Source organism: Bacteroides sp. Phil13, from assembly GCF_001940965.1.
GTDB classification, from domain to species: domain Bacteria; phylum Bacteroidota; class Bacteroidia; order Bacteroidales; family Bacteroidaceae; genus Bacteroides; species Bacteroides intestinalis.
Genome location: NZ_MSHA01000102.1, coordinates 44,887 through 63,471 on the forward strand (window position 1 = coordinate 44,887; position 18,585 = coordinate 63,471).

Below are 18,585 nucleotides of genomic sequence, written 5' to 3' on the forward strand. Positions count from 1 at the left end.
AAAGAATCCCCGTGGTGGAAAGAATAAGCATTCGCATGCAAATGTACTAATATCAGGCAATGAAAACAATAAAAGAGCCTAAGAAAAATATTAATCGACCGCTAAACGCTTTTCCACGGCAGAAACATCAGTTGTTTCATGATATTGATAATGCCGTTACCCGTCTTCTCATACCCATTTCCGGAGCATGCCATCAGCATCCATCCTGCGAATAAACAAACTGAAATGTTTTTCATTTTCATATCTTTGTTTTTTTAAGTTATTTTCTGTAAGGGGATAATGACCTATTGATTTACAACAAAATTACGTATCTGACACCCTGTTTTATCCCCTTTTGCCACACGCAAACGCAATGTATGACAGGCTGAAGGAAGCTCTGTTTCAAGCATGTACACCCACGGAATGTACAGGTTCCGACTCCAATCAGTAAACGTATCCAGCTTCTTGAAAGGAGCACCGTCTATACTATATTCCAATACGCAAGCTTGCGGACCGGCTGCACAGAAGATCCCCACCGCACGACCTTCGAAAGAGAAAGAAAGGCTGGCACCGGCACGATCGGCCACCAACATAGGAACGTGCACAAAACCTTTACGGGTATTCCCCTTCACAGTAGGCATCCAATCTTCCACTACTTTCCAACCATTCAGTTGTTTAGCCGAGCGAATGTCGATAAACACACCTTTATCATAGGAATAAGCATCTATTGGTTGCTCCGGCACTTTATGCGGTTGGACTGTTTTCTTTGCCACATCCCCACCCCATTCAAGGTCAAAGAGATGATTGATAGTGGCAGCATAATATTTATGCCCGTCCCAGGCAGGATGCGTACCGCCAAACTGCTTCCAGTCGAACTCACCGTCACGCATACGGTATGCCACTTCCTCCGCCAGATTGATGGACGAAACATTATAATGATTAGCTACGCTCTCGTGGCTCATAATTACCTGGGGTTGCATGCCTTTGTCAAGTAAAGGAATGAACGGATCATAAATGAAATGAAGCATGACTATATCCATCGCGGGACTGAAAGTGCGTGCATGGCGGACAATACCTTCCATACCGCGTACTTGCTGAATATAGTTGAACTTATTGGTATCATCGTTCACTGCCGCTTCCACAAACAGCAAGTCAGGTACACCTTTTTGCAGTACATCGTTTTCAAAACGGAAGGCATGAGGCGTACTTCCGGTAGAAGGTATTCCGGCATCAATAAAAGTAAATTCCGTATCGGGGAAACGTTGTTTCAAATCTTCCTGTATCATATTCCGCCAACCGCGCATTTCAGTAATGGAACCGCCGAGAAAGGCAACGCAACCTTTTTTCTCTTTCGTGAACTTCAGATAAGAGTTAGCAAGGTTAGCACGCTGATGAATGACATGCTTTTTTTGATAATCCGGCTGGTTGCGAACAATGAAGTCAACTACCGCTTCGGGGTTTTCCAGGCTATGGGGGTGATGGTCGCAACCGGGTTTCAGAATGATTTCTACAAGTCCGCCCAAAGCACGGTAACGGTCAGCTACAATTTTCATATTCTCTTCATAGGGGACTGTGCGGTCACTATCACCACAAACACTGATAACAGGGATACCTGCATCGGCTAAAGGTTTCAGATTATCAATCGGATTACCTTTGAAGTTATTCATCTGCTCATCAGTTAGTCCCCACTCGGCAAGTAATCCGCTCCATAATTCCCTGTGCCTGCCGGGCCAACTAAACACATCACACACTGGGGCATCCACATAAATACAAGCCACTTTATCAGGATTCTTCGCTCCCCAATTGAAAGCAAACAGACCGCCACGACTGAAGCCTTCCAATGTCACTTTAGAAGACAAACGATAGTATCTGCGCATAATATCATAAAAGTCTGTACCCAAACGTTGCGCACGGGGGCTACCATAAAGATGCGTCAAATCGTAATAAACAACATGGAAACCTTTTTCCAACAAAGTTTTATCTACTGAAGGGAAAGCTCCAAAGAAAGCTGGACGCCATATCCAGGGATGGCCTTCGGCCACCTTACGGGGAACAACTACTGTAGCCTTACGGGCATTACAGATAAAATCATAACGATCGAAACCTTCCCATTGCGACTTTTTGCCGGGGAAGGGTTGTTCAGTGACAATCTTCGGTGCCTCGTTGCCGGTCAGCGTACGATAAAGCTCGCCGGCTATCAGAGCCGCCCCCTGTTCGTTGGGGTGGATGCCGTCCGTATAATAATCGGGATGCGGCTTCAAAAGTGCGTAAAGATCCACAACAGGCAAGTGGCGCTTCTTTGCAACACGGCGTATCACGGGGATGATACCATTTGTAATTACACTGTCGTTGATGCCGAAATTCCGTTTCACAGCCGGCACCGGGAAGCACAAATATATCTTAGGCTTGGAAGGCAAGTCCTGAAGAATATCCAACATCTCCGTCAGGTCCTTTCCGAAATCCTTTCCGTAATGCCAGTTCCAAGGCTTGCTGTCATTCGTTCCCAATTTAATGGTAACGATGTCTGGCTGAAATGCCAGCAGATCGCGGAATTTCTGCTCGTGCATGTACGGATGATCTCCCTTGTTCAGCATTACGCGGGCGCTGATTCCGAAGTTACGCACATCGTACCCCTCACCCAAAAGCTGGGAGAGCAATCCCGGATAACTGTTCTGAAACTGATTTTTAATTCCTGAGCCATAAGTGATGCTATTGCCCACACAGGCAATCTTTACCGGCTTCTTTTCTTGTGCTACCGCCCACAGGCAGAACAGGCACAGAAAAAGCAAAAGAGTGTTTTTCTTGTTCATGATATCCCTATTTAATTACGTTTCATAGCATTTTTGACGATCGCAAAGATACATTTTTTTAAAAGACAGAACCAAATCCCCTCTGAAATGTTATCCAAGCCTAAACCTAAACTCACAGAAAATGAAAAGATTAATGTTATTTGCAGCCAGCACACTGATTCCCTCAAAAACTGTACGCCACAGTAGAGGGCAGTAGTAACCCACAGAACCCTATGACCGATAGGAAAGGCTTACCCTAGGTAAAGATTCCTTCCTGATGCTACAAATTAGAAATATTCTTACGAGAGAATGGAACGGTGCGCCCCCATCTTCTCGTAGGGCAACGTAAACCAGAAAGTAGAGCCTTTACCTAACTCAGACGCCACTCCTATCTCACCTTTGAGCTCCTTCACGATATTCTGTGAAATAGCCAGTCCAAGTCCGGTTCCTTGTTTGAAAGAATCGAGCTTTACAAAACGGTTGAATATATCCGCCACCTTTTCAGGAGGGATACCGGTACCAGTGTCTGTCACAAAGAAGCGTATATAGCCATCTTTTGGTTCTTCATACCCAAACGTGATACTCCCGGTATTTGTAAACTTCATGGCATTACTGATGAAATTATTCAGTACCTGGGTAACTCTGCGTTGGTCAGTATACAAAAGCAGTCCCTCCAGTGGTGTCACCGCACATATAGCGACATTCGCATTCGTTTGTCTCATCCTGGCAGCCTGCTCTATCTCAGATAGCATCTTATTTACATCTATATTTGCATAAACATATTCCAGTGTCCCCGCCTCAATCTTCGACAAATCCAGGATATCATTAATCAACTGCAACAAAATATCATTATTCTTACTAATGATGCTGAGATATTCCGTCCGTTCTTCTTCCGATACATCTTCGGCCAATATGCTCGAAAAACCTACTATTGCATTGAGCGGAGTACGTATTTCATGACTCATATTAGCCAGGAAAGCTGATTTTATACGATTGGACTCTTCAGCCTCTTCTTTAGCCAAACGCAGTTTACGTTCCAGAATCTTCTGGTCCGTAATATCCCAGGCTGTATAGAGAATCCATTTACGTCCATTGGAGAATGAAACTATATTATTATTCTGGAAAGTAAACCGTTCCTCATTCTTATTCGTAAAGAAGCGCCTGGTACCAAATTGGGCAATTCCCGTTCTTACCAATTCTTCATCTTCTTTCCTGATCATCGTTGCAGCCTCAGGCATTATATCGAAATCAGTTCTTCCAATCGCCTCCTTAGCTGGATATTCAAAGAGTTCTTCAGCCTTTTTATTTATAAAAGTATAACGCATATCATTATCGACATCTTTCACCTTAGCTGCAATAGGAAGGTTGTCAAGAATATTTTCAAGCAAATGCAGATGCTCTTGCCACTCCGTTTCTCTCACTTTCTTGATACGCTTGTGCATAAAGTAAAATAACAGCAGAACAATAGCAGTACCCAATACAATCACAACATAAATAATATTCTTCTGGATAAAGCTGGGTGGAACATCATAATAAACTGCATTTTCAAGAAAGTGTTCTAATGCAACTCCCTTGTCATCAGGTATATATTCGCCATCGTAGTGCTTATTTATATCAGCCGGCGTATGCGGCATTGAGTGGCAAATAATTGTAGGTACCCCTCTCCAGATGGTGTCAAAAAGCGGTTTACAAACGTACCATCCCGGATCGCCTACAAATATGACAGCTTGGGGAGGCACAGAATATTTATCCTTTAGATAATCAACCTTCTGATCTATTTCCTGTTGATTATTGAAATGCCATGTTGTGAGAGTCTCCGAATATACCTTCACTGAATTTTCTTCATTGAATGCCTTTTCTACGGTTTCAAGTAGATCATAAGCCCATTTCTCACGAAAAGTGGAAGAACTGATAAGAACAATATACTCTTGATCTTTTGTATCAGCCATCGTCTTGGGCACCAGAAATAAACAAGCGAGAATAGCAACCGCAAGTATTCGAAATGTCAAAGGGGGATACAGAAATGTATTCTGATTTGGCATATTGGGTAAATATTAAAATATAAAATGGCAAAAGCTTCTCAACTATCCTTTGCAAAGTTAGGAAAAAATAAATGCCCAAGAAATATCCAATGACAAATTTGCATATTACGTTCATTTTTTTGTTGTATATATCCGCATTGAACACTATTTGTGATATAGGATCAGGTATGACGCTGATGAAATAGAAGAAAATGTCGCATTTATAACTTGAACTCAGCAATTCAATAAAAAGTTGGTAGAATCGGCAAACCAACGAGTTACGAGGGACATAAAAAAAAGCGGAGAGAGTTTTTCAACTTTCTCCGCCTCAGTACCCAGACCCGGTACAAGCCATAGAAATCATAGGAAAATAAAAGAATTTATCTTCCTTATTATCAACTATTTGAATATTTCCTATTTTCTCTATTTTTGCCATATTTTGCCCATTTTCCGTTATTCAGTACACTTTTAGTACACTTTGAAATATCATTTTCTTTTGTACCTTTGCAATATTGGAAAACAAAAGAAAATCAACTATTTAGCGTAATCACCCGGTTATGGTACCTAAATCGGGATAAAACCTCTAAACAATGGCAAAGTTAGAAAATAAAACGAAAGAAAACCCCAAGTTAGAGCAAAATAAGCTCTCGGATGGTAGAATCAGCCTTTACTTAGAGTATTATTTAGGTAGAGAGGAAAAGCCCGTATTAGATGAAAACGGCAATCAAGTGTACTATGATAGTGGAAAGATGCAAGGTAAGCCCAAGTTTGCAGTAAAGCATAACAGGCGAAAAGAAAACCTTAGTCTGTATCTGATAGATAAGCCCCGTACCCCTGCGGAACGCCAGCAGAACAAAGAAACATTGGAGCTTGCCACAAAGATACGTGCGGAGCGTGAGCAGGAATTTAAAGAAAGTATGTTGGGCTATCGGTTGAAAAAAGATAGAACGGTCAATTTCTTAGACTATTTCCAAGCCTATATCAACAGTTATACCAAGAAAGATATTCGCATGGTACAAATTGCGCTTAGCCGTTTTAAGGACTTCTTAAAAGAGCAATACCCCATGAATGAGTTTAGTATCAAACCGGAACTTATCACCAAAGAAATGATGGAGCAGTTTGTAGCCTATTTGCAATCCCGAAGTGTGGGTGAAGGTGCTAAAAGCATTTACCAGCGTTTCAAGAAAGTTATTCGATATGCGATTGACCACGATGTAATGTTGAAAGACCCATGTAAAAGTGTTACCTGTAAAGTGGATAGCCAAATGCTTCGAAAAGATGTTCTTTCTCCCGAAGAAATACAAAAGTTGGCGGCTTGCCATTATGACAACGAGAACCCGAATGTCAGACGGGCTTTTATCTTCTGTTTATACAGTGGTTTGCGTTTCTGTGATGTAAAAGACCTTACCTATAAGAATGTGGATTACGCTAATCGGTTATTGAAATTTGAACAAAGCAAGACAAAGGGACATTCTGCCAGTAGTGGTGTGGTTATTCCCCTGAATGATGGTCTATTGTCTATCATTGGTGAAGCCCCGGCAGATAAAAACTGTTTGATATTCGATTTACCTACTTACGAAAGTTGCTGTAAATCAGTAAAGCGTTGGGTAAAGAGAGCCGGGATAGACAAACATATAAGCTGGCATTGTGCCCGGCATTCGTTTGCCGTGAACATTCTGAACAATGGGGCAAATATCAAAACCGTAGCCAGCCTTTTAGGGCATAGCGGATTGAAGCATACGGAGAAGTACACCCGTGCGGTGGATAAATTGAAAGAGGAAGCAATAAACAGCTTGCCCGAACTAAAGTTTTAACCATAAAAGACTTATCTTTGTAACTATGAACTTTGAAGCATTAGTAAAACATATCAGCACGATACAGAACACGTTGCAGGCACAAGCCGCACATGCTGTAAACCTTGCCCTTACTTCCCGTAACTGGCTTATGGGTTGCTATATTGTAGAATTTGAGCAGAACGGAGAAGACCGTGCCGCCTACGGTGAACAACTGTTGAAGAAGCTGGAACAACGACTGAAAACAAAAGGTCTGAATGAACGTAGATTCAGGGAATTTAGACGGTTGTACCTTGTTTATCCACAACTAAAAGAACCTGTTACACAATACATTGCATCACAAATTCAAATTCGGCAGTCATTGACCGCCGAATTCACTGAACCAATTCGGCGGTTGGTGACCGCCGAATCTGAAAATGGAGTTTGGAAACTATCAACAGAATACCCACAAACCGAAACATGGATGATTCCGGCTGATAGATTATTCAATAGATTATCTTCCACCCATTTAAACACTATATCGGGAATTGAGAACCCGGTAAAACGTGCTTTCTATGAAATGGAAACCATTCGTGGCTGCTGGTCTGTAAAGGAGTTGGAGCGACAAATCGCATCTTTATATTACGAACGTAGCGGACTATCCAAAAACAAAGAAGCCCTCTCCGCTTTAGTCCAGCAACAAGCAACCTTATTACAACCTAAAGATGTTATCAACACCCCTGTTACTTTGGAGTTCTTAGAGTTGAATGAACGTGCATTGGTGACAGAAACTGATTTGGAACAAGCCATTCTTGACAACCTGCAACACTTCCTGTTAGAAATGGGACATGGCTTCTGTTTTGAAGCCCGGCAAAAACGTATCTTGATAGACGAGGATTATTTCTTTGCCGACCTTGTGTTCTATCACCGCATTTTGAAATGCCATGTTATTGTAGAATTGAAGATAGATAAGTTCCGCCATGAGTACGCTTCGCAACTAAATATGTATCTGAACTATTTTAAAGCGGAAGTGATGCAGCCGGATGATAACCCACCTATCGGCATTTTGCTCTGCACCGAAAAGGGAGATACCTTGGTTAAGTATGCCACTGCCGGGTTAGACCCAAATATTTTTGTGCAAAAGTATAGGATAGAACTTCCAACAGAAGAAGAAATAAAAGTATTCATTTCTTCCTCAAACTATGAGAGTTACAAACTTTAAAATTGGCGAAAAGAAAAAAGATTGTTTCTTCTTTCGCCAGCACATATATTTTGCAGGCTACAAAAGTTAGTTTGGTACGTTTTGGATATATATACAAAAGCACAAACTAAACTCACAATAAAGTAGATTAAAAAAAAGAGAAGATGTTTTGATAAAGTCAGGAATCTATTTTCCCTTTTTAAGAGAACAACTCACGAGGTTATTCTATATTTTAATTGCAATTAGTTTATAGTATGGAAGATTTTAACTCACAATATGCCAACCATTCGAAATTAGAACAGCTAAAGCAGTTCATTTTGGAACATGGTACTTATATCGAACTCAAAAAGGGTGAACAATTCACTATTCAAGGCAAAGTGAATCATCGGGGAGCTTATATCGAACACGGCTTATTGAGATATACTCGTGTGGATGAAAAAGGGAATATACATATAGTAGGATATACTTTCTCCGGAGAGTTTACAGGAAGTTTATGCACACTTATAGAGCCTAATCAACCGTCATTAGTAACAATTGAAGCCGTTTGCGATACAAAGATTTGTTATATACCCTATTTAAAAGTAGAGGAATTCTTTGCCACAAATGTAGAAACCATGCAAGTAAAATGTACTCTTATTGAACAATCATACTTATTAATGTATCATAGATTAATAGATATGTACTGCAAGACTACGGCAGAACTGTATCTTGACTTATTGAATAGATGCCCCGATATTCAAGAGTACATTACGTTAAAGGAGATTGCCTCTTTCTTGCAAGTCACACCGGAAACAATCAGTCGCATACGCCGTGGACTGAATAAATAGCTTACGACAATGAAAGATTTTAATTCATACCTCGACAATTTAGACTATTCCCTCGTAAAAGATTTATTTCATGAAAAAGGGAAGCAACGTATATACCACAAAAAAGATTTCTTTATTCGTCAGAATGAAATATCACGTTTTGCCGAATGGGTAGAAAACGGTACATTCCAATATACATATATTGATGGAGAGGGTGAAGAACACATTGTTGGATACGCTTTCACCAACGAGTTTGTATGTGACTATTCTTCTTTAATGAGAAGTGGCTTATCGTTAGTAAATATTCAAGCCATAACAGAGTGTTCTGTATATGAAATATCCCGTCATGACATTATTGAATATTGGGAAACGGATATGAAAACTCAACGATTCGGAAGGCATGTGGCAGAGAGTCTATTTGAAATGGTATATGAACGATTACTTGATTCATATTGTACGCCTGAAATACGATACAGGAACTTGATGGAACGTTGTCCTAACTTGAAAGAAGTAGTTCCTTTGAAAAGCATCGCTTCATTCTTAGGGGTTACACCGGAAACCATTAGCCGCATACGCCGCAAGTTAGAGATATAACTCACCTTTTAACAATTGTTATATTGGGGTCTTGATAATTGTCAAGACCTTTTTCCTCCACCTTTCATTACTTTGCACACATTGATTAAAAACTATTAGTATGATACGGAAATTAATGAAAGAAGAATATAAAAATGCTATAAACTTATCCTATCAAGTATGTATAGAGTGTGGCATTAACGATTTTACGGAAGAAGGGATTGAAACCTTTAAAAGTTTCGTGTATGACACATCGTTGATGAATACGCTTGACATATATGGGGCTTTTGACAATCATTTATTGATAGGAATAATCGGTGTACATCGGGAAAGGCAACATATATCCCTCTTCTTTGTCTTGCCACACTATCATCGGCAAGGAATAGGAAAATCGTTATTTGACTATATGATGAGCAATTGTAATTTTACTTATATAACAGTTAATTCTTCAACCTATGCAGAAACTTTTTATACATCTTTAGGCTTCAAAAAAGTGGGTAAAAAAGAGATTAATAAAGGTATTGTTAGTATCCCTATGAAGAGAAATATATAATTATTGTCAATCACTTAAAATAGAGATAAGATGAAAAAGAAAATTACTTTATGTATGGTGCTTTCCACATTCATTATTTGCGCCATGTTATGTCTGACAAATTGTAGTAACGATGATGCCCCTACTTCTGTCTTCACCCCCGAAGCCCTGAAGCAAACTACTTGGCAAGCGCAAATGACCGTGTACAATATCGAAGATGAGATAGACTACACAAAACAATCCATTCTTCAGTTTACTAACGAATCAGAAGGCATTTATACAAGGACGAACGAAGAAGACGGATATATATGGAACACAGATTTTACTTATCAAGTAAATGGAAAAATCATCACGTTCGACAACATAGCAGGTCCGTGGACAGTGATGGAATACACAGGAACACATCTCGTAATGGAAGCCTATAATCCCAATAAGATGGTGTGGACGTTGGAGAAGATGTATTAACCTAAAAATAGCGGATATGAAGATTTCAACAATTCTCTTTTTCTGCCTACTAATGACAGCTTGTATGCAGACAAAATCCTTTCACCGGACAAACGGCTGGTACTACGTAACATCACAGACTACAGACAGCCTTTCACAAACACCTTTCCTTACTGTTATGGATTTCGATTCTTTACGTTTGGAAACTGATGCTTTTGGACACTCGGTCATTACCGGTGTCTTCCTCCAAGATAAATTGCCTATATGGAGAGAAGCCACAACAAAGAGTGTAGGAAAGTACATCGCTTTCGTTTTCAATGACACGGTGATAACTGCTCCTCAGGTTAATAGCCCCATAGAAAGCGGATGTTTCCAAATTTCCAATCCGCATGGATATGATTTGGAACGTATCTTTAGGGAACTACAAAAAGAAATTGATATATCAAGGTTTGGAAATTAAATGTTAACTGGAAAATGGGAACATTAGGTTGCATAAATGATATGCTACAACGGGACAAAGAGAACCGTGAGCTTCGCAAGTTGAATAGAGACAGGATGAAAGAACATCACAAATATCTTGTAGGCAAAGGTAAAAATGCTGATTTATCCAATGTTTCCATTGAAAAGATAGAAGAAATCCGTAAAAAAACCATAGAAAAGGAGCAATCAGACCAAATATATATGTTTAGGATATATATATTTCTTACAATATGCCTTTTAGTGCTATTTTTATTGGGATTACTTTGCTATAAACTATTTTTCTAAATTCCCCCAAAACAACAACTTGCGGATTACAATATTATGAATTGAAATAAGCCTTTTCCTAAGTCTCGCTAAGGCTTATTTTTTATATGAATACATACATGAATCTAATTTTAGAACAGCGATTTTTCCGCTTATTGTCGGAATATTCACAACGTAAAGTTTCTGCATCGGAGTTTACAGAAGCTATTGAGGAATTGGCTACGCATGTAGCCGATTTTGGTATCAACGAACAGGATTACAGTATTTTACTTCGCTATTTTTCCTTTGGTTTACACCGTCTTAAATCGTATCGTGTACGGTTTGAGCAAGAAAAAAATGCCCTATTTGCATTTAATTGATGAAGCGATAGGACTTTTGAACACTGAAATACGCCTTATTGAATGGCGCATCAAATACCCGGAACAACTACAGCAACGCATCAATAAACAGCCCCTTTCCCCTCTCTACCTCGCCGACAAAACAACCCTTATCAATATCATGGAAGTGGTAAGCGGCTTATTCCTCTCCAAAGACATCGTTTATCAGAACGGTAAACCTGCCTATTTAGTGGACTTATCCAAAGGTTTTGAATGGTTGTTTAACATTAAGATAAGCGACTGCCACCAAAAACATGAGGACGTGATAAAACGGAAGCCGGGCAAACTCACCGAATTTCTTAATGGACTGGCAAACCTAATCAAAAATGAACATGATAAGAAAGGATATAGATAATCAGCAACTTATGATTTATTTATAGGGGACTCCATTAGTTCTCCTGTAATTTCTTTGTATCCGTTTTTAGAACTTTGCTTCATCAATCGATTGACAAACAAAATGTATAATCTGAAAAATGAAGCAATTATGTATATAGACAATGACGAATTTGGTGGATGGATGCAGAAGCTGTATGCCAAACTGGAAGAACTCTGCAAAGATGTACGGGTACTACGCAATGCAGACAGGGTACTGCCCGAAGATGATAACCTATTGGATAATCAAGACTTGTGCCTGCTGTTCAAAGTAAGCATCAAAACCCTGCAACGCTACCGGGCTATCGGTGCGTTGCCATACTTCACTATCAGCGGAAAAGTGTATTACAAGGCTTCCGATGTCCGGGAGTTCATCAAGGAAAGGTTCAGCGTCACCACGCTACGCCAGTTCGAGAAAGAACACTGTACGAAGAAAAAGAAGTGAATCTGAAAAGCCGGAACGGTGAATGTGCTTCATCCATCCCGGCTTTCCCCGTTTATGGCTTACCCAGCTTATCAGCTTCTTTCTTTAGCTGTTCGGCTTGCTCGTTCAACAGCCTTGCACGTTCCAGTGCTTCCGCCTGCTTTTGGATGCGGTATTCAAAATCCATCACTGAATCGGTCAGACTTCGGATAAAGCCGTTATCCCGTTGCCATTTGAACTTGTTTTCCAGTATATCAAAAGTTTCCCCGTCTGCCTGTCCTTGCATCAGCAAATAGCGGTATTTCATATCGTTGTCCTGTAACTGCTGCATACGTTCAGCCAAACGGATATTCAAGAATATGGAAACGGAACAGATAACCAGCACTGCCGAAAAAAGGAACAATCCCGGACGAATCCAAGAAGCGACCTTGTTGCAAATCCGTTGATAGAGCGGTAAGGGTATAGCTTCCTCTTTATCCGTCTTGCAAGAGCCCAAAGCATCAAGCATTACCTTGAAACAACGGTAGGTTTCCAATACTATTTTCTTGGTGTCCTCGATATGTTTCTGCTGACCTTGCATCCTATTCCTTATCTCGTCAAGCTGGCTTCGGATAGCCTGCAAATCCTTTTCGGGAACAGCCGGGTTACTGTGCAATTCCGACAATGCCTGTTCGATTGCGTTCAGTCTTTCAAGAGTTTCCTCCCGACTGGCTGGCGTTACCTGTGCTTCCTGCTTCTCTTTCAATTCAGTAACCATTGAGAGAAGCCCCTCTAAAATCAAATTTTTCTCCATGTGTTTACAAATTAAGTTGTTTTTTCTTTTTCTTCTTCTTTCTTAAATTCAAGTTTGGTTCTTCATCCGCAGGGGGTGATGAAGCGGTGAACAGACCGAGTGAGCCAGTTATCAACGGACTGTCAGTCTTTCCCTGTGTCGGCAATGGCTCCCGAACGGGTGTAAAAGCTGTCTGCCGTTGATTTCCGACCGTATTCAGTCCTGCATCCCCGAAACATTTATCCAGTTTGGAGAAACTAAAATTGCGGTCTATCTCCGAACCCTTGAACGTGTATTCGCCTTTGGAAAAGGAAACGCCCTGTATCTCGCCCGTCTGCCCCTTGTACTTGAACCGGACAGTAATACCCTTTTCCGCTAACCGCTCCTGTAACTGCCGCCAGTTCTTGAACTTCCCGATTTCGTTCTTTACAGCCGTGTAAATCTCGTATTTCGACTTGTCCGGCTCTTTCAAGCGGTGCTGCTTTACCTGTTCTTTTCCACCAGCAAAATAAAGCCCGTGTTTGGTTTTCAGCTTCTTGCATACCTGCTCGTTACGGTACATATCGTTCCTGTCCGAAATGGTCTTGCCGTTGTTGTCTATGCGGTTGAACACGATATGCACATGTGGGTGTTCCCGGTCTTGATGGCGCACGATGATATACTGCGTATCGGTGATTTTCATTTCACGCATATACTCCTGCGCAAGCTGTACCATCTTCTCGTCTGTCAATTTGGGTGCATCCACTGCCGAATAACTTAACGCAATATGTCCGACAGGCTTCTTCAAATCGGGATTCATCCCGGTCTGCATACAGAAGCTGCGGATTATATCGCCCCGGCTTTCAGTCAGAACCCCGTCCGCATGAAGCAAAACCGCCTGCTCCTTACCAAGCACATAGTTCACACAGCCCTTAAACCCGCTTCCCTTTTTTATTTTTCCAATCATCCGACAACTGATTTATAATTTCGACAATCCTGTTTTTGAGTTTCACCAGTTCCACCGCCACCAGTGCGAAACCTCCGGCATTCGCTCGGTGCGCCAGTTGGTTGATGTTGTTGGCTTCCCCTGCCAGCTTGCGGATGGTGTCCGCATCCTGCCTATTCAGCCGGGGTATGACCTCTGCCGAAACAACCGCCTGCCGGACATACTCACTGACACGCAACCCGGCTTCCCCGGCTCGCTTCCTGATGGCATAATACTGCAACTCGGTCAGCTTCGTGCTGACTACCCGTTGCTGCTTCTCTATCCGTTTCTTTGCCGGACGTCCCCCCGGCTTATCCTTTATATTCGTCATAGGTTTTTACATTTAAATGGTATCTTAAAAATTGCGACCAACGGGAGAAATTTTCTTTGCTGTCAAGCAAAGCAAGGTAGTTTCGGTTTACCGAAACATAACCTTGCTCTCCAAATTAAACCGCCTGTCGCTGGTAATCCTGCCGGACTAAATGCCCCTGCCCCTTTTCTGTCTTGGGGCGGCACGTTGTCCGGTTTCCTGCTTTATCTCCTGCGCTTGGCTGGTGCTGTTCTTCTGTTCCTGCTTCCTGCCGCACAGGTAATCGTTCAAGTCCGAATACCCCCTGTAATTGCCCGAGAAGTCACGCACACGGTAGGAGTATTCCAATTCGATAGCCCGTGTCGCTTCATATCCTGCCTTGTCATTGTCAAGCATACAGTGGATGCGTTCATACGGGTACAGCACGTCAATAGCTTTCGGCACATTGACAGTAGAGTTGAGTATGACATAATCCTGCCTGTCAAGGTCGGGCATGGTCGGGCAGTTCTTCATCCGGAGCGTGAGGAAAGAAAGATAGTCCATAAAACCCTCGAATACCAAACACTTCTCTCTCGGCTCTCCCTGCTGGCGTATATGGCTGATGTCTTTCGGCGCGATGCACCCCTTGAAGAAACGGTTGCGTACTTCAAATCCTCCTGCCACATTCGGGAAGCCGATGGCGAAATAGGGCTTGCCGTTATGGATGAAATGCAGTTCCTTACATTCCAGCCTTGCCAAGTCGGAGTTTATGCCCCTTTCCTGCAAATAACGGAGTAATGCAGGATGGGCAAGTTCTCCCACCTCCAAATGTTGGAAACTCGGTTCGGATGCTTGCTGGCGAAAAGAGAAAGATACGGGACGGATGTGCGGTACCCGCTCCGCTATCTTGTTGAGCAGATAAGGCACATAGTCGGTTGCGTATAGTTCCTCTGCCAATGCGATAATGTTGCCGCCTTTGCCAAGTCCGAAATCGTACCACCTGTTAAGCTCGGTGTTTACCTTGAACGAGGCATCCTTTTCCTCTCTCAACGGTGATTTGTACCAAAGGCTGTTGCCTTGTTGTTTGACGGGCGTGTAACCCAGACTTTGCAGATAGTCTGCAATGCGTATGTTCTTTACTTCCTGTATGTTCATGATTTTCCTATGGTTTGATGATGATTGTAAAACCGATGAATTGATGAATGTGTATGCCAAACTATTGGATAGCAATCTTATACGTTCTCATCATTGTTTCATCAAAGCACTTACCAAAAGAGAAAATCATCATTTGCCTTATAGTGCATGGTCTGCCTGACCCTTTTTCTCTTTTCATCAGTAAGTTGTTTTTGATGAGTGTTTGATGAGAGTACAAACCTTTATCTATCAGTGTAGTTATATACTTATTCATCATTTCATCAAAATAATCAGAGTGCAGCCAATTGTTCTCTTGTTACGGTATAGAACCGTCCGATTCTTCGTATGGGAGAATAGCGACACTCTCGGGTATAGTCCACTTGATAGGTGGTGTAAGTAAGTGTATTCGGTGCAGGGGTAAGTTTCCAACACTCCTGCAATACCTTACGGACTTGGTGTTTCTCCACCTTTACCTGTGAGTGTACCAGCAAAAGAAGAAGGTCGTTGTAACAGAACGAGAAAGTGTCCGTGCCGACACTGTCCATGATGTCAAGGATAAGTTCTTGCATCTCTATCTCCAACCGGTTGCGATTACTGCGGATAATCTTCCGCAAGGCTTCGGTTTGCAACAACGAGGGTGCAAACCACATACGGCTTTCTTTTTCGGTGGATAGCTGTCTGTGTTGCAGAAAATGGAGAAAGGCGGGTATCTCCGCTTTCAACTTTTGTAGGAAGTCAGTGTCATCGGACTGCAAGCGGTCTATCTTGCGCACCCAATAGCGTGTTTCTCCTGCATCTATGATTACAGGCAGGTACTCGTTGTTGGAGCATAGCACGAACTTGGCAAAGAACGCAATCTCGTCACGGTCTTTGCCTTTGGCTTCCACCTTATAGGATAGGGTTGTACTGAGGTTCTTCAACCTCTCGCTGTCCTCCCTGCGGTTGAGCAGCACCTCATCCACCACGATAAGGAGCTTTCCTGCCCAATCGGAATTGAACTGGCTGCGGAAATCTTCGTTGGTATTGAACGTGACATTGTTCTGAAAGAGGGCTTTCAGAAAGTTCAGGAATGTACTCTTGCCTGTGTTGCGTTCTTCAGATACCAGCAGCAGGATGGGCAGTTTCTGTACGGGTTGCAGGTAGAGCAGTTGCAGATAGTCCATCCCCAACTCGTATTGCTCCCCGAAGATGTGCCGTACCAATGATTGGATGTGAGAGAAATCCCCTTCCTTTGGTTGGTGGTCTATCGGTTCATAGAGGTTAAGAAACTTGCCGACTACGGGGCGGTAGCCGATGTGTTCGGGTATGGTGCAGAAACCGTCATACTTGGGAACGCTGCCGATGTAGTCCTTGCCATAGTCTTGGCGCAGGGTCTCGTTGTTCCAAGGGATGCGTTTCTTTACATACCCTCCGTTCAGTCTTGGCTGCTCCACAATCTTGTAGAGCGTTGTTCCCACTCGGATGAACTCTTCTTTTGCCACACTGCCATCTGATGGCGGTTTGTGGCTGTTTTGTTGTTTTTTAGCTGACATAATCAAATGGTTTTAAGATCGGAAAATACCAGCTACAAAAGTATAAGTATTTAATGGATAAGTTGTTACGCAAAATATAGCAGAATATAGAAAAAAGCCCCTCGGAACAAAAACTTTCAATGGCTGGGCAATGGAATCGGATTGAAAAGACGAAAAAACTCCCGAAAAGCGAATGGTTGGATAACGCTTTTCGGGAGAAAAAATCAGAGTATCTGTCGTATTGTTGTACTGACTTGCGGATTTAATGACTGCATTACGTCAGTCCCTCATCCCAATCTACGAGAGGTATTTGGTCTTTCCTGCATCGGCACTGCCCAGCGAAAAGAAGATGGCTTGTTTCTCTTTTCGCAAGTATAACCTTTTCAGAACGGCATTGCGCATTTGCATCGCTCCGAATGTACCGATGTGGAAAGCGAGGGCGATTATCGCTTCAAGGTTGTAAAACTCCATACCGCACTTGTCGGATAGGCGTATGGTACGCTTTATCTCGTACTCCCTTAACACGTCACTCTTGCAAAGAGCCCTTATCCCTGCCCGAATGGTCGGGGCGGTGACACCGAACAAATCCAACAACTCGGCTTCGTTCATCCAAACATTGGTTATGTCATTCGGTAAAATTACATTGCCAAACTCGTCTATTCTTATAATGTTTCTTTCCATAGTCCTATGCCATTGTTGTATTTCCAAAAGACTGGTTCAGTTTGTCACCGAACATCGTAAGGTCGTGGTCTATCTTCTGCGTTGTTATCTTCGCATAGAGTTGGGTTGTAACGATGTTCGTATGCCCCAACACACGGCTGACACTTTCAATCGGCATACCTTTACTTAGTGCGAGGGTGGCGAACCCATGCCTTGCACAATGGAATGAGATGTCCTTTGTGATTCCGCACTCTTTTATCATCTTTTTCAATGGCTTGCATATAGACCAATAGTTCAGATTCGGGAAAATAGACTTGTCCGTTTGAAATTCCTCGTAACGCCTGATAATCTGCAAAGGGATGTCAAGCAGTTTCACTTGGAACGGAACTTTGGTCTTGTGCCGTTTGGATAATATCCACTTCTCACCGTTCACCTCCACTATATCATCAGTAGTCAGTTCCTTAACGTCCACGAATGAAAGTGCGGTGAAGCTGGCGAAAACAAAGATGTCACGGATGTAGGAAAGTTTGGCATCCGCAAATTCGTGTGTCATCAATGTTTTCAGTTCTTCTTCCGTCAGATACTCACGTTCCTTGATGTTCGGACTGATATGGAATTGCGCAAACGGATTTCTCGGTATAAGTCCGTTGAAGTGCGCACGCATGACCACACCTTTCAGCCACATGCAGTTAGTCCAGATGCTGCCGTTCTGCAATCCTCTGTCGGTGGAAAGGAAAACGGCAAACTCCTTGATGAAGTCGGGTGTCAGTTCAAGCATAGACAGGTCGCTTCGCTTGTAGTTCGCCTTGATGAATGCCGCCACATGGTTTCTTGCACGAACCCTTGCCATGTAAGTTCCTTTTACACGGTCAGTACCCACACGCTTTTGAAATGTGGCATTGTCCTTGTCAAACGCTCCGAGCAATGTCTCATACTCGCAGCCGATTCCTTGATAGGCATTGCGCACCATTTCCGCCGTAACATACGCTTCACGGTCTGAAATGCGCTGGTAATGCTTGATGATTTGTGCCTTGATGTTATCTAAGGCGTGGTTGATGTCCCTTGCTTCAATGCTCTTGCCTTTGGCTCGGTTGCCTTTCGCATCCCAAAGCGTTTTCGGGATGGTCTGCTTGCAACTGAACTGCGCCACAGAACCGTTGATTGTCACTCGTCCCATGATGGGGACAATACCGTTTCTCTCCTTGCTGCCGTTCACGTAGA

At 42.4% G+C, this 18,585-nt stretch carries 21 protein-coding genes; 11 read left to right on the forward strand and 10 right to left on the reverse strand.

The features are described 5' to 3' along the window. Window positions 1-101: 101 nt before the first annotated feature. The 3 genes from BWI44_RS20055 to BWI44_RS20065 form a co-directional block, all read right to left on the reverse strand. A complete protein-coding gene (locus BWI44_RS20055) occupies window positions 102-242 on the reverse strand; it encodes a hypothetical protein (protein ID WP_286816120.1) in 141 nt (46 codons plus the stop codon). A 42-nt stretch (window positions 243-284) separates the two neighbouring features. Next, a complete protein-coding gene (locus tag BWI44_RS20060) occupies window positions 285-2,789 on the reverse strand; it encodes an SGNH/GDSL hydrolase family protein (protein WP_195209093.1) in 2,505 nt (834 codons plus the stop codon). Between the two features lie 278 nt (window positions 2,790-3,067). After that, on the reverse strand, window positions 3,068-4,810 hold the full coding sequence (locus BWI44_RS20065; protein ID WP_195209092.1) for a PAS domain-containing sensor histidine kinase: 1,743 nt from the start codon (window positions 4,808-4,810) through the stop codon (window positions 3,068-3,070). 569 nt (window positions 4,811-5,379) lie between these two features. On the opposite strand from BWI44_RS20065, the gene BWI44_RS20070 reads away from it, so the two are divergent. The 11 genes from BWI44_RS20070 (at window position 5,380) to BWI44_RS20120 (ending at window position 12,055) form a co-directional block, all read left to right on the forward strand. Beyond that, entirely contained in the window at window positions 5,380-6,603 is a 1,224-nt protein-coding gene (locus tag BWI44_RS20070) for a site-specific integrase (protein WP_005944350.1), read from the forward strand. 25 nt (window positions 6,604-6,628) lie between these two features. After that, the gene (locus BWI44_RS20075; RefSeq protein WP_005944347.1) at window positions 6,629-7,783 is read left to right on the forward strand and encodes a PDDEXK nuclease domain-containing protein; all 1,155 of its coding nucleotides are present in this window, start codon (window positions 6,629-6,631) and stop codon (window positions 7,781-7,783) included. A gap of 233 nt (window positions 7,784-8,016) precedes the next feature. Further along, window positions 8,017-8,589, forward strand: coding sequence for a Crp/Fnr family transcriptional regulator (locus tag BWI44_RS20080; RefSeq protein WP_005944344.1), 573 nt, complete (start codon window positions 8,017-8,019; stop codon window positions 8,587-8,589). Window positions 8,590-8,598: 9 nt separating this feature from the next. Beyond that, the gene (locus tag BWI44_RS20085; protein ID WP_005944341.1) at window positions 8,599-9,162 is read left to right on the forward strand and encodes a Crp/Fnr family transcriptional regulator; all 564 of its coding nucleotides are present in this window, start codon (window positions 8,599-8,601) and stop codon (window positions 9,160-9,162) included. A gap of 100 nt (window positions 9,163-9,262) precedes the next feature. Then, the gene (locus BWI44_RS20090) at window positions 9,263-9,694 is read left to right on the forward strand and encodes a GNAT family N-acetyltransferase (protein ID WP_005944338.1); all 432 of its coding nucleotides are present in this window, start codon (window positions 9,263-9,265) and stop codon (window positions 9,692-9,694) included. Between the two features lie 30 nt (window positions 9,695-9,724). Beyond that, complete coding sequence (locus BWI44_RS20095) at window positions 9,725-10,138, forward strand: hypothetical protein (protein WP_286816130.1); 414 nt, start codon at window positions 9,725-9,727, stop codon at window positions 10,136-10,138. Window positions 10,139-10,154: 16 nt separating this feature from the next. After that, window positions 10,155-10,577 carry a SecDF P1 head subdomain-containing protein gene (locus BWI44_RS20100; RefSeq protein WP_005944333.1) on the forward strand — a complete coding sequence of 141 codons (423 nt, stop codon included), beginning with the start codon at window positions 10,155-10,157 and terminating at the stop codon, window positions 10,575-10,577. Window positions 10,578-10,591: 14 nt separating this feature from the next. Continuing rightward, window positions 10,592-10,882 (forward strand): hypothetical protein, encoded by a 291-nt coding sequence (locus BWI44_RS20105; protein WP_004323652.1) that lies wholly within the window; start codon window positions 10,592-10,594, stop codon window positions 10,880-10,882. A 98-nt stretch (window positions 10,883-10,980) separates the two neighbouring features. Further along, a complete protein-coding gene (locus tag BWI44_RS20110; RefSeq protein ID WP_080720260.1) occupies window positions 10,981-11,220 on the forward strand; it encodes a hypothetical protein in 240 nt (79 codons plus the stop codon). Beyond that, window positions 11,174-11,593, forward strand: a complete 420-nt coding sequence (locus BWI44_RS20115; RefSeq protein WP_004323654.1) for a hypothetical protein — start codon at window positions 11,174-11,176, stop codon at window positions 11,591-11,593. Before BWI44_RS20110 ends, BWI44_RS20115 begins: the two co-directional genes overlap by 47 nt. A gap of 129 nt (window positions 11,594-11,722) precedes the next feature. Further along, window positions 11,723-12,055, forward strand: coding sequence for a helix-turn-helix domain-containing protein (locus BWI44_RS20120; protein WP_004323655.1), 333 nt, complete (start codon window positions 11,723-11,725; stop codon window positions 12,053-12,055). 52 nt (window positions 12,056-12,107) lie between these two features. On the opposite strand, the gene BWI44_RS20125 is transcribed toward BWI44_RS20120, so the two are convergent. The 7 genes from BWI44_RS20125 to BWI44_RS20155 all read right to left on the reverse strand — a co-directional run. Then, a complete protein-coding gene (locus tag BWI44_RS20125) occupies window positions 12,108-12,827 on the reverse strand; it encodes a hypothetical protein (RefSeq protein ID WP_005944331.1) in 720 nt (239 codons plus the stop codon). A gap of 4 nt (window positions 12,828-12,831) precedes the next feature. Beyond that, the gene (locus tag BWI44_RS20130; RefSeq protein ID WP_008642636.1) at window positions 12,832-13,752 is read right to left on the reverse strand and encodes a relaxase/mobilization nuclease domain-containing protein; all 921 of its coding nucleotides are present in this window, start codon (window positions 13,750-13,752) and stop codon (window positions 12,832-12,834) included. After that, the gene (locus BWI44_RS20135) at window positions 13,718-14,101 is read right to left on the reverse strand and encodes a MobC family plasmid mobilization relaxosome protein (protein WP_004310825.1); all 384 of its coding nucleotides are present in this window, start codon (window positions 14,099-14,101) and stop codon (window positions 13,718-13,720) included. Before BWI44_RS20135 ends, BWI44_RS20130 begins: the two co-directional genes overlap by 35 nt. A 147-nt stretch (window positions 14,102-14,248) precedes the next feature. Continuing rightward, window positions 14,249-15,214 carry a DUF8464 domain-containing protein gene (locus BWI44_RS20140; protein ID WP_286816158.1) on the reverse strand — a complete coding sequence of 322 codons (966 nt, stop codon included), beginning with the start codon at window positions 15,212-15,214 and terminating at the stop codon, window positions 14,249-14,251. Window positions 15,215-15,483: 269 nt separating this feature from the next. Next, window positions 15,484-16,725, reverse strand: a complete 1,242-nt coding sequence (locus BWI44_RS20145) for a primase-helicase family protein (protein ID WP_053398205.1) — start codon at window positions 16,723-16,725, stop codon at window positions 15,484-15,486. A 276-nt stretch (window positions 16,726-17,001) separates the two neighbouring features. Then, complete coding sequence (locus BWI44_RS20150; protein WP_053398206.1) at window positions 17,002-17,385, reverse strand: virulence RhuM family protein; 384 nt, start codon at window positions 17,383-17,385, stop codon at window positions 17,002-17,004. A 4-nt stretch (window positions 17,386-17,389) separates the two neighbouring features. Continuing rightward, on the reverse strand, window positions 17,390-18,585 hold a 1,196-nt coding region (locus BWI44_RS20155), incomplete at its 5' end, for a site-specific integrase (RefSeq protein ID WP_286816160.1).

Excerpts from the sequence above, each read along its gene's own strand:
- BWI44_RS20070 (WP_005944350.1), top strand. The coding sequence starts at position 5,380 with ATGGCAAAGTTAGAAAATAAAACGAAAGAAAACCCCAAGTTAGAGCAA.
- BWI44_RS20085 (WP_005944341.1), top strand. The coding sequence starts at position 8,599 with ATGAAAGATTTTAATTCATACCTCGACAATTTAGACTATTCCCTCGTA.
- BWI44_RS20090 (WP_005944338.1), top strand. The coding sequence starts at position 9,263 with ATGATACGGAAATTAATGAAAGAAGAATATAAAAATGCTATAAACTTA.
- BWI44_RS20140 (WP_286816158.1), bottom strand. The coding sequence starts at position 15,214 with ATGAACATACAGGAAGTAAAGAACATACGCATTGCAGACTATCTGCAA.
- BWI44_RS20095 (WP_286816130.1), top strand. The coding sequence starts at position 9,725 with ATGAAAAAGAAAATTACTTTATGTATGGTGCTTTCCACATTCATTATT.
- BWI44_RS20110 (WP_080720260.1), top strand. The coding sequence starts at position 10,981 with ATGAATCTAATTTTAGAACAGCGATTTTTCCGCTTATTGTCGGAATAT.
- BWI44_RS20150 (WP_053398206.1), bottom strand. The coding sequence starts at position 17,385 with ATGGAAAGAAACATTATAAGAATAGACGAGTTTGGCAATGTAATTTTA.
- BWI44_RS20060 (WP_195209093.1), bottom strand. The coding sequence starts at position 2,789 with ATGAACAAGAAAAACACTCTTTTGCTTTTTCTGTGCCTGTTCTGCCTG.
- BWI44_RS20125 (WP_005944331.1), bottom strand. The coding sequence starts at position 12,827 with ATGGAGAAAAATTTGATTTTAGAGGGGCTTCTCTCAATGGTTACTGAA.
- BWI44_RS20100 (WP_005944333.1), top strand. The coding sequence starts at position 10,155 with ATGAAGATTTCAACAATTCTCTTTTTCTGCCTACTAATGACAGCTTGT.
- BWI44_RS20055 (WP_286816120.1), bottom strand. The coding sequence starts at position 242 with ATGAAAATGAAAAACATTTCAGTTTGTTTATTCGCAGGATGGATGCTG.
- BWI44_RS20065 (WP_195209092.1), bottom strand. The coding sequence starts at position 4,810 with ATGCCAAATCAGAATACATTTCTGTATCCCCCTTTGACATTTCGAATA.
- BWI44_RS20130 (WP_008642636.1), bottom strand. The coding sequence starts at position 13,752 with ATGATTGGAAAAATAAAAAAGGGAAGCGGGTTTAAGGGCTGTGTGAAC.
- BWI44_RS20080 (WP_005944344.1), top strand. The coding sequence starts at position 8,017 with ATGGAAGATTTTAACTCACAATATGCCAACCATTCGAAATTAGAACAG.
- BWI44_RS20120 (WP_004323655.1), top strand. The coding sequence starts at position 11,723 with ATGTATATAGACAATGACGAATTTGGTGGATGGATGCAGAAGCTGTAT.
- BWI44_RS20075 (WP_005944347.1), top strand. The coding sequence starts at position 6,629 with ATGAACTTTGAAGCATTAGTAAAACATATCAGCACGATACAGAACACG.
- BWI44_RS20135 (WP_004310825.1), bottom strand. The coding sequence starts at position 14,101 with ATGACGAATATAAAGGATAAGCCGGGGGGACGTCCGGCAAAGAAACGG.
- BWI44_RS20145 (WP_053398205.1), bottom strand. The coding sequence starts at position 16,725 with ATGTCAGCTAAAAAACAACAAAACAGCCACAAACCGCCATCAGATGGC.
- BWI44_RS20105 (WP_004323652.1), top strand. The coding sequence starts at position 10,592 with ATGGGAACATTAGGTTGCATAAATGATATGCTACAACGGGACAAAGAG.